The organism is Pseudomonas sp. RGM 3321, assembly GCF_022836805.1.
GTDB lineage: Bacteria > Pseudomonadota > Gammaproteobacteria > Pseudomonadales > Pseudomonadaceae > Aquipseudomonas.
In genome coordinates this window covers 48662-62501 of the sequence record NZ_JALHBH010000093.1, presented here as the reverse complement: position 1 = coordinate 62501, position 13840 = coordinate 48662, and the positions used below count along the sequence as shown (strand labels likewise).

Sequence of the window (13840 nt, the reverse complement as noted above, 5' to 3'; positions counted from 1 at the left end):
TGAACAGCATGGCTTTACTGCAGATCGCCGAACCCGGCCTGAGTCCTCAACCGCACCAGCGTCGTCTGGCTGTGGGTATCGACCTGGGTACTACCAATTCTCTGGTTGCTGCAGTGCGCAGCGGCCTGTCCGAACCGCTGGCCGATGCAGAAGGGCAGGTCATTCTGCCGTCCGCCGTGCGCTATCACGCTGATCGTGTCGAAGTAGGGCAGTCAGCGAAAGTCGCTGCTTCCCAGGACCCGTTCAATACCGTTCTTTCGGTCAAGCGTCTCATGGGTCGTGGTCTGACCGACGTCAAGCAACTGGGCGAGCAACTGCCGTACCGGTTCGTCGGCGGTGAGTCGCACATGCCGTTCATCGACACCGTGCAGGGGCCGAAAAGCCCGGTCGAAGTGTCTGCCGACATCCTCAAGGTCCTGCGCCAGCGCGCAGAAGCCTCACTGGGTGGCGAGCTGGTAGGCGCGGTGATCACCGTTCCTGCCTACTTCGATGACGCTCAGCGTCAGGCGACCAAGGACGCTGCCAGACTGGCGGGCCTCAATGTACTGCGCCTGCTCAATGAGCCTACGGCTGCGGCGGTGGCCTACGGCCTGGATCAAAAGGCCGAAGGTGTGGTTGCCATCTATGACCTGGGCGGCGGAACCTTCGATATTTCGATCCTGCGCCTGACCGGTGGTGTGTTTGAAGTACTGGCCACTGGCGGCGATACCGCTCTGGGTGGCGATGACTTCGATCATGCGATAGCCAGCTGGATTGTCTCGGATGCCGGTCTGTCAGCCGATATTGACCCTTCCGCGCAACGCAGCCTGCTGCAGGCTGCCTGCTCGGCCAAGGAAGCGCTGACTGATGCCGAGTCTGTCGAGGTTGTCTACGGAGACTGGCGTGGCACGCTGACGCGCGAGGCGCTCAATGCGCTGATCGAACCTATGGTTGCGCGCAGCCTCAAGGCCTGCCGCCGAGCAGTGCGTGACACCGGTATCGAGCTTGAAGAAGTCGAGGCGGTGGTCATGGTCGGCGGTTCGACCCGTGTTCCACGAGTACGCGAAGCGGTGGCCGAGCTGTTCGGTCGTCAGCCGCTGACCGAGATCGACCCGGATCAGGTGGTGGCCATCGGGGCTGCGATCCAGGCCGATACCCTGGCCGGCAACAAGCGTGACGGTGGCGAACTGCTGCTCCTCGATGTGATTCCGCTCTCGCTGGGGCTGGAAACCATGGGCGGGCTGATGGAGAAAGTCATTCCCCGCAACACCACCATCCCTGTGGCACGTGGTCAGGAATTCACCACGTACAAGGATGGCCAGACGGCCATGAAGATTCATGTTCTGCAGGGCGAGCGCGAGCTGGTCAGCGATTGCCGTTCCCTTGCACGTTTCGAACTGCGTGGCATCCCGCCGATGGTCGCGGGTGCGGCAAAGATTCGTGTCACCTTCCAGGTCGATGCTGACGGTCTGCTCAGCGTTTCGGCGCGTGAAATGGGCTCGGGCATCGAGTCGAGCATTCAGGTCAAGCCGTCCTACGGGCTGACCGATGACGAGGTCACTCGCATGCTCAAGGATTCCTTCGAGTATGCCGGCGACGACAAGGTCGCTCGTGTGCTGCGTGAGCATCAGGTTGATGCCGAGCGTCTGCTCGAAGCAGTTCAGGGTGCCCTGGACGCCGATGGCGAGCGTCTTCTCGACGAGGAAGAGCGCCTGGTCATCAACTTGCAGATGGACGAACTCCGTGAACTGATGCAAGGCACCGATGGCTATGCCATTGAGCAGCAGACCAAGCGTCTGTCGCAGGTGACCGATGCATTTGCTGCCCGACGCCTCGATTCGACGGTAAAAGCCGCACTGGCCGGGCGCAACTTGAATGAGATTGAGGAATAACTGATGCCGCAGGTGATTTTTCTGCCCCACGCCGAGCATTGCCCGGACGGGCTGGTTGTAGAAGTGGAGCCCGGCACGTCTATTCTCGACATTGCCCACGAGCACCACATCGAGATTGAAAGCGCCTGTGGTGGCGTATGTGCCTGCACCACCTGCCATTGCGTCATTCGCGAAGGGTTCAATTCGCTGAATGAGGCCGATGAGCTGGAAGAAGACATGCTCGACAAGGCGTGGGGGCTGGAGCCGCAGTCGCGTCTGTCCTGTCAGGCCATTGTCGGCAACGAAGACCTCACGGTCGAAATACCCAAGTATTCGCTCAACCACGCCGCTGAAGCGCCGCACTGATTCAAGGATTGCTCATGAGTCTCAAATGGGTTGATGTTCAGGAAATCGCCATCCAGCTAGCTGAAAGCCACCCGGAGGTAAATCCGCTCACGGTGAGCTTCCCCAGGCTGCGGGGTCTGGTCATGGCCTTGCCTGAATTCGATGACCATCCGGACCGCAGCGGGGAAAAGGTCCTGGAAGCGATCCAGACATTGTGGATCGAAGAGCTGGACTGACGTTCAGTAACGCGCGCAGTTAGGCAATACACCAGAACCCGCGTATAATTCGCGGGTTTAATTTTTCGCTTCAATCACTGCTTCTGGAGTTTCACCATGGCTGTTCAACGTACTTTCTCCATCATCAAGCCTGACGCCGTTGCCAAGAACGTAATCGGCGAGATCACCACTCGTTTTGAAAAAGCCGGTCTGCGCGTTGTCGCTTCCAAGCTGAAGCAACTGTCCAAGGCCGAAGCTGAAGGTTTCTACGCTGAGCACAGCGCTCGCGGTTTCTTCGGCGACCTGGTTGCTTTCATGATCTCCGGTCCGGTTGTCGTTCAGGTTCTGGAAGGCGAAAACGCTATCGCTCTGAACCGTGAGCTGATGGGCGCTACCAACCCTAAAGAAGCGGCTGCCGGCACCATCCGTGCTGACTTCGCTGATTCCATCGACGCCAACGCTGTTCACGGCTCCGATTCCGAAGCAGCCGCCGCTCGCGAAATCTCGTACTTCTTCGCAGCTACCGAAGTAACCGCTCGCTAAGTCATTTTTGACTGACGAGTGAAGGGTGAATTCATGATTGCATCGACTGGTAAAACCAACCTGCTGGGGCTTACTCAACAGGAAATGGAGAAATTCTTCGACTCTATCGGGGAGAAGCGCTTCCGTGCCGGTCAGGTCATGAAGTGGATTCACCACTTCGGCGTCGATGATTTCGACGCAATGACGAACGTCAGCAAGGCCCTGCGCGAAAAGCTCAAGGCGTGTGCCGAGGTTCGCGGTCCTGAAGTGGTCAGCGAGGACATCTCCAGCGACGGTACCCGTAAATGGGTGGTGCGCGTAGAGTCCGGCAGCTGCGTCGAGACCGTCTATATCCCGCAGGGCAAGCGTGGCACCTTGTGTGTTTCGTCCCAGGCGGGCTGCGCCCTGGATTGCAGTTTCTGCTCCACCGGCAAGCAAGGCTTCAACAGCAACCTCACCGCCGCCGAAGTCATCGGTCAGGTGTGGATTGCCAACAAATCCTTTGGCAGCGTACCGGCGACCGTCGACCGTGCCATCACCAACGTGGTGATGATGGGCATGGGTGAGCCGCTGCTGAACTTCGACAATGTCATTGCTGCCATGCATCTGATGATGGATGACCTGGGGTATGGCATTTCCAAACGCCGGGTGACCTTGTCCACCTCAGGCGTGGTACCGATGATCGATGAGCTTTCCAAGCACATCGACGTGTCCCTGGCCTTGTCGCTGCACGCACCGAACGATGCGCTGCGCAACCAGTTGGTGCCGATCAACAAGAAATACCCGTTGAAAATGCTTCTCGAGTCCTGCCGTCGCTACATGTCCAGTCTGGGCGAAAAGCGTGTGCTCACCATCGAGTACACCATGCTCAAGGACATCAACGACAAGGTAGAGCACGCGGTCGAGATGATCGAGCTGCTCAAGGACACGCCTTGCAAGATCAACCTGATCCCGTTCAACCCGTTTCCGCACTCCGGTTACGAGCGTCCCAGCAATAATGCGATCCGTCGTTTTCAGGACCTGTTGCATCAGGCTGGTTATAACGTCACTGTGCGCACCACGCGCGGTGAAGACATTGATGCTGCATGCGGCCAGTTGGTCGGGCAGGTGATGGACCGTACGCGCCGTAGTGAACGCTACATTGCTGTGCGTGAGTTGAGCGCCGAAACCGAGACGGCCCCGGTTGCGGCGACTCGAACCTGACTGCCAACCTGATCGAGAGAGACTCCATGTCTGTGCGTGCCTCGCTGCTGCTATGTGTTTTCATGCTGCTGACGGCGTGCGTATCCACCGGCAACGTCAACCCGATGACAACGGCGCAGGGGCGTGAGGAAGCGCGCAGAGCGTACGTGCAGCTTGGGCTGGGTTACTTTCAACAGGGGCAGACCGAGCGCGCCAAGGTTCCGCTGAAAAAGGCGCTCGAGCTGGACAGTTCCGACGCGCAGGCCAATGCCGCGCTGGCGCTGGTGTTTCAGACCGAGATGGAGCCGGAGCTTGCAGAGCAGTACTTTCGCAAGGCGCTGGCCTCCAGTAACAACGAAACACGCATCGTCAATAATTACGGCAGTTTTCTGTTCGAACAAAAGCGTTACAAGGAAGCCTACGAGCGTTTTGAACAGGCCGCTGCCGACAACCTGTATCCTGAGCGGTCGCGGGTCTTTGAGAGCCTGGGCATGACTTCGCTGAAGCTGGATAACCGCGATCAGGCCCGTGAGCATTTTACCAAGGCGTTGCGCCTGGACCGTCAGTTGCCAAGGTCCCTGCTGGAAATGGCGCAGATGTCCTACGAAGACAAGCAATATGTGCCGGCGCGTGATTATTACGACCGTTTTAGCCAACTCAGCGAGCAAAATGCACGTAGTCTATTGCTCGGTACGCGCCTGGCGAAGATCTATGATGATCGTAACAAGGCGGCCAGTTTTGGTCTGCTGTTGAAAAGACTCTATCCCGGTACGCCGGAATATCAGCAATACCTGTCGGAGCAATGATGAAAGCGGCGCATCCCGAAGTTGTAGCAACCACCCGCGTGAACCCTGGAGAAACCCTGCGCCAGGTCCGCGAGAGCAGGAGCTGGTCGCTGCCAGATGTGGCTTTGAGACTGAACCTCACCGTGACCTCCCTGAGCAATCTGGAGAACGGTCATTTTGAAAAACTGCCTGGGCATACGTTTGCCCGGGGGTATGTACGCGCCTACGCCAAGCTGCTTGACCTCGATCAGGCGGCGCTGGTCGAACAGTTCGACCAGTTCACGGGCACTGATGGCAAGGGCAGTTCGGTCCACGCACTGGGCCGTATCGAAGAGCCGGTCAGGCTGTCACACAACATCCTGCGTATCGTCAGCCTGTTGTTGCTGGTGCTTCTGGTCGGTGGCGGTTTCTTCTGGTGGCAGGATCAGGCGTCCTTGCGCGGCAGGGATCAGTCCGGGCTGAATATGGAGCACGTCGAAGTCGAAAGCGCCGACGGCACCACTCAGATTCACCCGCTGGACGAGCCGGAAGAGCCGGCAGTGGCTGAAACGCCAACTGCCGGACAGACTTCACTGCCGTTGAACACCGGCGCGCCTGCCAGTGAGTCGCCGAGCGCGGCACCTGCCGCTCCTGCTGCAGGTGTTACGAATCATGCGCCTGCGCAGACACAGACACAGACACCGGCCACCATTACGCCGCCTGCAAATGCTCCACAAGCGCCTGTTGCTGCGCCGACCGTACCGTCGATGCCGACTGCACCAGCCGAGCAGCCAGCGCCAGTCATAGCCGGGGCCGGTCAGGTTACTGTGCAGTTCGTCGCCGATTGCTGGACTCAGGTTACTGACGGAAACGGCAAGGTGCTGGTCAGCGGCCTCAAGCGCAAGGGCGACAGCCTGGAGGTCAGCGGCAAGCCGCCGTTGACGCTGCGTCTGGGCTACGCGCGCGGCGCGCAGGTCAGCTACAACGGTCAGCCTGTAGACGTGGCACCTTTTACCAGCGGCGAAACTGCTCGCCTGAAGCTAGGGCAATAAGTCATGCACGGCGAATCTCCAATCAAGCGTCGCGAATCCCGAAAAATATGGGTCGGTTCCGTACCGGTCGGCGGTGACGCGCCGATTGCCGTGCAGAGCATGACCAACAGCGATACCAACGATGTTGCTGCCACCGTCGCCCAGATCAACCGTCTGGAAGCGGCCGGTGTCGACATCGTGCGTGTTTCCGTACCGGACATGGATGCTGCCGAAGCCTTTGGTCGCATCAAGCAACTGGTCAAAGTGCCATTGGTCGCAGACATCCACTTCGACTATCGCATCGCATTGCGTGTGGCTGAACTGGGTGTCGACTGCCTGCGTATCAATCCGGGCAATATCGGTCGTGAAGATCGTGTGCGGGCCGTCGTCGATGCTGCGCGTGATCGCGGTATCCCGATCCGCATCGGCGTCAACGCCGGGTCGCTGGAAAAAGACCTGCAGAAGAAGTACGGCGAGCCAACGCCAGAGGCGTTGGTGGAGTCTGCGTTGCGCCACGTCGAGCACCTGGAGCGCTTGAATTTTCAGGACTTCAAGGTCAGCGTCAAGGCCTCCGATGTGTTCATGGCCGTCGCAGCCTATCGTCTGCTGGCCAAACAGATCGTCCAGCCGCTGCACCTGGGTATTACCGAAGCTGGTGGCTTGCGTTCGGGTACGGTGAAATCGGCTGTCGGTCTCGGAATGCTGCTTGCCGAAGGAATTGGCGATACTATCCGCATCTCGCTGGCTGCTGACCCGGTCGAGGAAGTGAAAGTCGGGTACGACATCCTCAAATCGTTGCGCCTTCGTTCCCGTGGGATCAACTTCATCGCCTGCCCGAGCTGCTCGCGGCAGAACTTCGATGTGGTCAAGACCATGAACGAGCTTGAAGGTCGCCTTGAAGATTTGCTGGTGCCGCTTGATGTCGCAGTGATCGGTTGTGTAGTCAACGGTCCGGGCGAGGCCAAGGAGGCGCATATCGGCCTGACTGGCGGTACGCCGAACCTGATTTACATCGACGGCAAGCCTGCGCAGAAACTGACCAACGACAATCTCGTGGACGAGCTTGAACGCTTGATTCGCGAGAAAGCGGCTGAAAAGGCCGAAGCCGACGCATCTGTCATCGTGCGCGGCTAACCAGGATTGCTAAGGATTTTCTGTGAGTAAGTCTCTACAAGCCATTCGTGGCATGAACGACATCCTGCCCGAGCAGACGCCGCTGTGGCGCCACTTTGAAGGCACCGTTTCACGTCTGCTGGATAACTACGGTTACCGGCAGATTCGTATGCCTATCGTCGAATTCACCGAGCTGTTCAAGCGCTCCATCGGTGAAGTGACCGATATCGTCGAGAAGGAAATGTACACCTTCGCCGATCGCAATGGCGACTCCCTGACCCTGCGTCCGGAGGGCACTGCTGCCTGTGTGCGTGCTGTCCTGGAGCACGGCATCACCGGTGGCGGTCAGGTTCAGAAACTGTGGTACATCGGGCCGATGTTCCGTCACGAGCGTCCACAGAAAGGCCGTTATCGCCAGTTTCACCAGATTGGTGTCGAGGTCTTCAATCTTGACGGTCCGGACATCGATGCCGAGCTGATCGTCATGACCTGGCGCCTGTGGGGCCTGCTGGGCATTCGTAATGCGGTCAAGCTTGAACTGAACAGCCTGGGTACCAGCGAAGCGCGTGCGCGTTATCGTGATGCGCTGGTCGAGTTTCTCTCGGCACGTCTTGATCAACTGGACGAAGACAGCCAGCGCCGTCTGAAAACCAATCCGCTGCGCGTGCTGGACACCAAACACCCTGAAACCCAGGCTGTGCTGGTCGATGCGCCAAAGCTGGCAGATTATCTGGATGACGAATCTCGCGTTCACTTCGAAGGCCTGAAGGCCCGTCTGGATGCAGCCGGTATTCCTTATGTCATCAACCCGAAGCTGGTTCGCGGGCTGGATTACTACAGCAAGACCGTTTTCGAGTGGGTCACCGACCAATTGGGTGCCCAGGGTACGGTCTGTGCAGGCGGTCGTTATGACGGTCTGGTCGAGCAGATGGGCGGCAAGCCGACCACCGGCGTTGGTTTCGCGATGGGTATCGAGCGTCTGGTTCTGTTGCTTGAAACCCTCGGGCAGGTCCCGGAAGAAATTGCCCGTCAGGTCGATGTTTACCTGTGCGCCTTTGGCGAAGCAGCTGAGCTGGCTGCGCTGGCTCTCACCGAAAAGGTCCGAGATCAGTTGCCGAGCCTGCGTCTGCAGGTCAACGCCGGTGCCGGCAGCTTCAAGAGTCAGTTCAAGAAAGCCGACAAGAGCGGTGCGCTGTATGCGCTGATTCTCGGTGAAGAAGAACTGGCGGCAAAGGTCATTGGCGTCAAACCCCTGCGCGGTCAGGGTGAGCAACAAAATATTGCCTGGGACGCTCTGTCAGAGCACCTGGCCTCCTGCGTTGTGCAGGGTTGAAGCTGATTTAACAGCCGTTTAGCGAATAGGAGTATTGGGGTGTCGGGTACCGAAGATGAAGAGCTGGCGGTAATGAAGGACTGGTGGCAGCGTAACGGCAAACCCCTGTTGACCGGTGGTCTGCTTGCGTTGATCGTGGTCTTGGGTTGGCAGTTCTGGCACAGGTATCAGGCCAGCCAGTCGCAAGGCGCCTCGATGCTTTATCAGCAATTGCTGGAAACCGCACTGACGCCCAGTGGCCAGGCAGACACCGCACGTGTCGCCGAGATATCCGGCAAACTGAAAAGCGAATTCGGTGGCACTACCTATGCACAGTTCGGTAGCCTGTTCGTCGCCAAGGTGGCGGTCGATGCCGGCAAGCTGGACGATGCTGCAGCCGAGCTGAAAACCGTGGCCGACAAGCCTGCCAACGACACGCTGGGTGAAATCGCCCGTCAGCGTCTGGCTCGCGTGCTGGCTGCGCAGAACAAGACCGATGATGCGCTGAAGCTGCTCGACGGCGATGCCGACAAGGCTTTCCTCGCCAGTCGTGAAGAACTCAAGGGTGACCTGCTCGTACAGCTGGGTCGTACCGACGAGGCATATGCTGCATACCAAAAGGCCAAATCCGCTCTGTCCGAAGACGCAGCAGTGGGTGGCCTGCAAATGAAGCTCGACGATCTGGCGAAAGGGGATGCGTGACGTGATTCGTTGGAAACATGCAGCATTGCTGGCTCTGGCCATTCTGGCCGCGGGTTGCAGCAGCAACAGCAAAAAGGAATTGCCTCCGGCCGAGCTGACCGACTTCAAAGAAGAAGTGGTTCTGCACAAGCAATGGAGTCGTTCCGTCGGCGACGGTCAGGGCAAGACGTACAACATGCTCGTGCCAGCCATCGATGGCGACCGCATCTATGCGGCTGACGTCACTGGCGAAGTTGTATCACTGGATCGTCTGACCGGTGATGTGATCTGGAAGAAAGATCTCGACCTGCCGGTTTCCGGTGCAGTCGGCGTGGGCTATGGCCTGGTAATGATCGGCACCCTCAAGGGTGAAGTCATTGCCATGGATGCCACCTCCGGTGAGGAAAAGTGGCGCGCCCGCGTGACCAGCGAAGTGCTGGCCCCGCCTGCCACCAACGGTTCTGTGGTAGTGGTTCAGACTCAGGATGACCGTATTGTCGGCTTCGATGCCTCCACAGGTTCTCAACTCTGGATTTACGAAAGCACTCCAGCGGTGCTGACCCTGCGTGGTACCGGTGCTCCACTTGCAACCAATCGTCTCGCCGTGGCGGGTCTGTCAACCGGTAAGGTCGTTGCGCTGGACATTACCAACGGCGTGCCTGTCTGGGAGCAGCGTGTTGCCATCCCGCAAGGTCGCTCGGAACTGGATCGTGTTGTGGATATCGACGGCGGCCTGTTGCTGTCCGGCGGTACACTGTACGTCGCTACCTATCAGGGTCGCGTCGCCGGTCTGGACCTGGAAAGCGGTCGTGTGCTCTGGCAGCGTGACGCTTCGAGCTACTCGGGCGTTGCCCAAGGCTTTGGCAGCGTCTACGCAACTCTGGCCTCCGGTACTGTCGAAGGTATCGACGAGCGTTCGTCCTCTGCACTGTGGAGCAACGAATCACTGGCTCGCCGCCAGCTCGGCGCGCCGGAAGTGTATTCCAGCTATGTAGCGGTCGGTGACATGGAGGGCTACCTGCACCTGTTGAGCCAGGTGGACGGTCGTTTTGTCGGCCGCGAACGTATCGACAGCGACGGCCTGCGTGCTCGTCCGCTGGTGGTTGGGGACATGATTTACGTGTATGGCAACAGCGGCAAACTGGAAGCCCTGACCATCAAGCAATAAGTGTCCATGCCTGGGGCCAATAGCCCCGGGTGCCCTTGCCTTGGCAAGGCTGCGGTGCCTTTGCGGCACCGCCCCGAACTCCGGCCGCTGCCCTGCAGCGGCTTTTGTATTTTCTGAAATAACGAAGTGGAGAGCCGCATGGTTCCCGTAATCGCCCTGGTGGGTCGACCGAACGTCGGCAAGTCCACCATGTTCAACCGCCTGACCAGGACTCGCGACGCTATTGTCGGTGATCTGTCCGGTCTTACCCGTGATCGCCAATACGGAGAGGCGAAGTGGCAAGGGCGCTCCTATATTCTGATCGACACCGGCGGTATCTCCGGTGACGAGCATGGCATGGACGAAAAGATGGCCGAGCAGTCGCTGCTGGCCATTGAAGAAGCCGATGTGGTGCTGTTTCTGGTGGACGCCCGTGCGGGCTATACCGCTGCTGATCAGATGATTGGTGAGCACCTGCGCAAACGCAACAAGCGTTCCTACGTGGTTGCCAACAAGATCGACAACATCGACGAAAATCTGGCACGTGCCGAGTTCAGCCCGATGGGTCTGGGCGATGCCATTCCGGTGGCCGGTGCCCACGGTCGCGGCATCTCGCAGATGCTCGAAATCGCCCTGCGGGAGTTCCCCAAGGACGAAGACGAGCTGGAAGAGGGCGAGGAGGTCGAGGAAGTTGCCGAAGGTCAGGAAGCCAAGCGCATTCCTGGTCCGAGCGAAAAAGACGGCATCAAGATCGCCATCATCGGGCGTCCCAACGTCGGCAAGTCGACGCTGGTCAACCGAATGCTGGGTGAAGACCGGGTTATCGTCTATGACGAGCCAGGCACCACGCGCGACAGTATCTACATTCCCTTCGAGCGTAATGAAGAGAAGTACACGCTGATCGACACTGCCGGTGTACGCAAGCGCGGCAAGATCCACGAGGAAGTTGAAAAGTTCTCGGTGGTCAAAACGCTGCAGGCCATCAAGGACGCCAACGTGGTGATCTTTGTCATGGACGCCCGTGAAGGGGTGGTCGACCACGACCTGAACCTGCTGGGCTTCGCACTTGAAGCGGGTCGTGCTCTGGTCATCGCGCTGAACAAGTGGGATGGCATGACGCCGGGCGAACGTGATTTCGTGAAGATCGAACTGGAACGCCGGTTGTTCTTCGTCGACTTCGCAGATATCCACTTCATCTCTGCGATGCACGGCACGGGCGTGGGTAACCTGTATCAGTCGGTACAGAACTCGTTCAAGTCTGCCGTAACGCGCTGGCCAACCAGCCGTCTGACTCAGATTCTGGAAGATGCGGTCAGCGAGCACGCGCCACCCATGGTCGGCAGCCGCCGTATCAAGTTGCGTTACGCTCACCTGGGCGGCGCCAACCCGCCGTTAATCGTGATTCACGGCAACCAGGTCGAAAAAGTACCGAAGTCCTATGTCCGGTATCTGGAAAACACCTATCGCCGCGTGCTCAAACTGGTCGGTACGCCGATCCGTATCGAGTTCAAGGGTGGCGAGAACCCGTATGAAGGTAACAAGAACACGCTGACCGACCGTCAGGTCAACAAGAAGCGCCGGATGATGTCGCACCACAAGAAAGCCGATAAGAAGCGCCGCGACAAGCGCTGAGTCGGCATCTGGAAAAAGGCGCTCCGGCGCCTTTTTTTGTGCCTGTTTAATGGGCTATCCTGCCTGACCCGTGCCACCCGGTGCCGGGAGATTGCAGGGAAAGGGTTCCATGATCGACAGCAAGTTGCCCAACGTGGGCACCACTATCTTTACCGTCATGTCACAGCTGGCCGCCGAAACCGGCGCTATCAACCTGTCCCAGGGTTTTCCCGATTTTGATGGGCCGCAGGCGCTGCGCGATGCGGTCTGTCGGCATGTCACTCAAGGTCATAACCAATACTCACCGATGACCGGGCTGCCGGCACTTCGTCAGCAGGTCGCGGCAAAGATCGCCCGCAGCTATGGCCGTACGGTCAATCCGGACAGCGAGATCACCATCACACCGGGTGCTACGCAGGCGATTTTCTGCGCGATCCACAGCGTTATTCGCGCTGGCGACGAAGTGATCATTTTCGACCCTTGCTATGACAGCTACGAGCCCGCTGTCGAGCTGGCCGGTGGGCGCTGCGTCCATGTGCAACTGGGGCTGGATGACTTCTCCATCGACTGGCAAAAGCTCAGCGATGCACTGAGCCCGCGTACGCGCATGATTGTCATCAACAGCCCGCACAACCCCAGCGGTGCCCTGATCAGTCGCGCCGAGCTTGATCGACTGGCTGCGCTGATTGCCGATCGTGATATCTACCTGCTCAGCGATGAAGTCTATGAGCACCTGGTGTTCGACGGCGCACGCCATGTCAGTGTGCTTGATCACGAAGCGTTGTATCAGCGCGCGTTCGTCGTCAGCTCCTTCGGCAAGACTTATCACGTTACCGGCTGGAAAACCGGCTACGTGGTCGCGCCACCCGCGCTGACATCCGAGTTGCGCAAGGTGCATCAGTACGTGAGTTTCTGTGGCGTGACGCCATTGCAGTACGCGCTGGCCGATTTCATGGCTGAGCACCCGGAACATGTCGACGAACTGCCAGTTTTCTACCAGGCCAAGCGGGATTTCTTCTGCGGTCATCTGGCTGAATCGCGTTTCAGCTTCCAGCCTGTTGGCGGTACTTATTTCCAGTTGGTCGATTATTCGCAGATACGGCCTGACCTGAATGACGTGGACATGGCGCTGTGGATGACCCGTGAACACGGTGTGGCGAGCATTCCGATTTCTGTGTTCTACCAGAGCCCGCCAGCAGGGCAGCGCCTGATCCGCCTGTGCTTTGCCAAACAGGAAGAGACGTTGCGTCAGGCGGCGGAGAAACTATGCGCGATATAAGCGAACTGCCAAACCTGAACCTTGCGCTGATTCAGACGACTCTGGCATGGCATGATCGCGAGGCCAACCTGGAGCATTTCGAGCACTTGCTGGGCCAGGCGCATGGCGCTGATCTGGTGATTCTGCCTGAAATGTTCACTACCGGGTTCTCGATGGAGTCCGAGGCCCTGGCTGAGCCTGAAGCGGGGCCTACATCGACTTGGCTGTTGGCGCAGGCTAGGCGGATCAATGCGGTGGTGACCGGCAGCGTTATCATTCGCGCCGCCGATGGCAGTTATCGCAACCGCCTGCTGTGGGCGCGACCGGATGGTGAGTTGCTGCATTACGACAAGCGTCACTTGTTTCGTATGGCGGGTGAACACGAACACTACACGCCGGGCGAGCGTCAGGTGATGTTCGAGCTCAATGGTTGGCGTATTCGCCCGCTGATTTGTTACGACCTGCGCTTCCCGGTCTGGAGCCGTGATGCCGAGAGTACCGACCTCTTGCTGTACACCGCCAACTGGCCGGGTGCGCGGCGTCTGCACTGGAATCGCTTGCTGCCTGCCAGAGCCATTGAAAACCTGTGCTATGTGGCGGCAGTCAACCGGGTCGGGTCGGACGGCAAGGGCTTCGCTTACACTGGTGACAGCCAGGTTCTGGATTTCCAGGGCGAGAGCCTGTTGAGCGTGGGTGAGGCGGACGGAGTGTTCAAGGCGACGCTAAGCGCGGCAGACTTGCAAGCCTACCGCACACGGTTTCCAGCCGGGCTGGACGCTGATTCTTTTAATATTGAATAAAAGTACTTC

General features: G+C 58.8%; 14 protein-coding genes. All 14 read left to right on the top strand.

Going from position 1 to position 13840, the window contains the following annotated elements; translation table 11 throughout:
- The first annotated feature begins 8 nt into the window (after positions 1–8).
- The 14 genes from hscA (at position 9) to RGM3321_RS05215 (ending at position 13831) form a co-directional block, all read left to right on the top strand.
- The gene (gene hscA, locus RGM3321_RS05280) at positions 9–1871 is read left to right on the top strand and encodes a Fe-S protein assembly chaperone HscA (RefSeq protein ID WP_244391885.1); all 1863 of its coding nucleotides are present in this window, start codon (positions 9–11) and stop codon (positions 1869–1871) included.
- A gap of 3 nt (positions 1872–1874) precedes the next feature.
- Positions 1875–2216, top strand: coding sequence for an ISC system 2Fe-2S type ferredoxin (gene fdx, locus RGM3321_RS05275; RefSeq protein WP_003314175.1), 342 nt, complete (start codon positions 1875–1877; stop codon positions 2214–2216).
- A 14-nt stretch (positions 2217–2230) separates the two neighbouring features.
- Positions 2231–2431 (top strand): Fe-S cluster assembly protein IscX, encoded by a 201-nt coding sequence (iscX, locus tag RGM3321_RS05270; protein WP_003415412.1) that lies wholly within the window; start codon positions 2231–2233, stop codon positions 2429–2431.
- Positions 2432–2527: 96 nt separating this feature from the next.
- The gene (gene ndk / locus RGM3321_RS05265) at positions 2528–2953 is read left to right on the top strand and encodes a nucleoside-diphosphate kinase (protein ID WP_002552482.1); all 426 of its coding nucleotides are present in this window, start codon (positions 2528–2530) and stop codon (positions 2951–2953) included.
- 33 nt (positions 2954–2986) lie between these two features.
- Entirely contained in the window at positions 2987–4135 is a 1149-nt protein-coding gene (rlmN, locus tag RGM3321_RS05260) for a 23S rRNA (adenine(2503)-C(2))-methyltransferase RlmN (protein ID WP_244391884.1), read from the top strand.
- 26 nt (positions 4136–4161) lie between these two features.
- Positions 4162–4920 carry a type IV pilus biogenesis/stability protein PilW gene (pilW, locus tag RGM3321_RS05255; protein WP_244391883.1) on the top strand — a complete coding sequence of 253 codons (759 nt, stop codon included), beginning with the start codon at positions 4162–4164 and terminating at the stop codon, positions 4918–4920.
- Positions 4920–5930 (top strand): RodZ family helix-turn-helix domain-containing protein, encoded by a 1011-nt coding sequence (locus tag RGM3321_RS05250; RefSeq protein ID WP_244391882.1) that lies wholly within the window; start codon positions 4920–4922, stop codon positions 5928–5930. The genes pilW and RGM3321_RS05250 overlap by 1 nt, the downstream gene beginning before the upstream one ends.
- A gap of 3 nt (positions 5931–5933) precedes the next feature.
- Positions 5934–7043 (top strand): flavodoxin-dependent (E)-4-hydroxy-3-methylbut-2-enyl-diphosphate synthase, encoded by a 1110-nt coding sequence (ispG, locus tag RGM3321_RS05245; protein ID WP_004656273.1) that lies wholly within the window; start codon positions 5934–5936, stop codon positions 7041–7043.
- A 22-nt stretch (positions 7044–7065) separates the two neighbouring features.
- Positions 7066–8355 carry a histidine--tRNA ligase gene (gene hisS, locus RGM3321_RS05240; protein ID WP_244391881.1) on the top strand — a complete coding sequence of 430 codons (1290 nt, stop codon included), beginning with the start codon at positions 7066–7068 and terminating at the stop codon, positions 8353–8355.
- Between the two features lie 39 nt (positions 8356–8394).
- Complete coding sequence (locus tag RGM3321_RS05235; RefSeq protein WP_244391880.1) at positions 8395–9036, top strand: tetratricopeptide repeat protein; 642 nt, start codon at positions 8395–8397, stop codon at positions 9034–9036.
- Entirely contained in the window at positions 9029–10183 is a 1155-nt protein-coding gene (gene bamB, locus RGM3321_RS05230) for an outer membrane protein assembly factor BamB (RefSeq protein WP_003409122.1), read from the top strand. The genes RGM3321_RS05235 and bamB overlap by 8 nt, the downstream gene beginning before the upstream one ends.
- Before the next feature lie 138 nt (positions 10184–10321).
- Positions 10322–11794, top strand: a complete 1473-nt coding sequence (gene der / locus RGM3321_RS05225) for a ribosome biogenesis GTPase Der (protein ID WP_004666071.1) — start codon at positions 10322–10324, stop codon at positions 11792–11794.
- A 109-nt stretch (positions 11795–11903) separates the two neighbouring features.
- Positions 11904–13052 carry a pyridoxal phosphate-dependent aminotransferase gene (locus RGM3321_RS05220; RefSeq protein ID WP_244391879.1) on the top strand — a complete coding sequence of 383 codons (1149 nt, stop codon included), beginning with the start codon at positions 11904–11906 and terminating at the stop codon, positions 13050–13052.
- Positions 13040–13831, top strand: a complete 792-nt coding sequence (locus tag RGM3321_RS05215) for an amidohydrolase (protein ID WP_244391878.1) — start codon at positions 13040–13042, stop codon at positions 13829–13831. Before RGM3321_RS05220 ends, RGM3321_RS05215 begins: the two co-directional genes overlap by 13 nt.
- Positions 13832–13840: the final 9 nt, after the last annotated feature.

What these genes read in the sequence shown, in the direction of transcription:
- ispG (WP_004656273.1), top strand. Translation starts at nt 5,934, where the DNA reads ATGCACGGCGAATCTCCAATCAAGCGTCGCGAATCCCGAAAAATATGG.
- iscX (WP_003415412.1), top strand. Translation starts at nt 2,231, where the DNA reads ATGAGTCTCAAATGGGTTGATGTTCAGGAAATCGCCATCCAGCTAGCT.
- RGM3321_RS05215 (WP_244391878.1), top strand. Translation starts at nt 13,040, where the DNA reads ATGCGCGATATAAGCGAACTGCCAAACCTGAACCTTGCGCTGATTCAG.
- fdx (WP_003314175.1), top strand. Translation starts at nt 1,875, where the DNA reads ATGCCGCAGGTGATTTTTCTGCCCCACGCCGAGCATTGCCCGGACGGG.
- RGM3321_RS05220 (WP_244391879.1), top strand. Translation starts at nt 11,904, where the DNA reads ATGATCGACAGCAAGTTGCCCAACGTGGGCACCACTATCTTTACCGTC.
- hscA (WP_244391885.1), top strand. Translation starts at nt 9, where the DNA reads ATGGCTTTACTGCAGATCGCCGAACCCGGCCTGAGTCCTCAACCGCAC.
- rlmN (WP_244391884.1), top strand. Translation starts at nt 2,987, where the DNA reads ATGATTGCATCGACTGGTAAAACCAACCTGCTGGGGCTTACTCAACAG.
- bamB (WP_003409122.1), top strand. Translation starts at nt 9,029, where the DNA reads ATGCGTGACGTGATTCGTTGGAAACATGCAGCATTGCTGGCTCTGGCC.
- pilW (WP_244391883.1), top strand. Translation starts at nt 4,162, where the DNA reads ATGTCTGTGCGTGCCTCGCTGCTGCTATGTGTTTTCATGCTGCTGACG.
- der (WP_004666071.1), top strand. Translation starts at nt 10,322, where the DNA reads ATGGTTCCCGTAATCGCCCTGGTGGGTCGACCGAACGTCGGCAAGTCC.
- RGM3321_RS05250 (WP_244391882.1), top strand. Translation starts at nt 4,920, where the DNA reads ATGAAAGCGGCGCATCCCGAAGTTGTAGCAACCACCCGCGTGAACCCT.
- ndk (WP_002552482.1), top strand. Translation starts at nt 2,528, where the DNA reads ATGGCTGTTCAACGTACTTTCTCCATCATCAAGCCTGACGCCGTTGCC.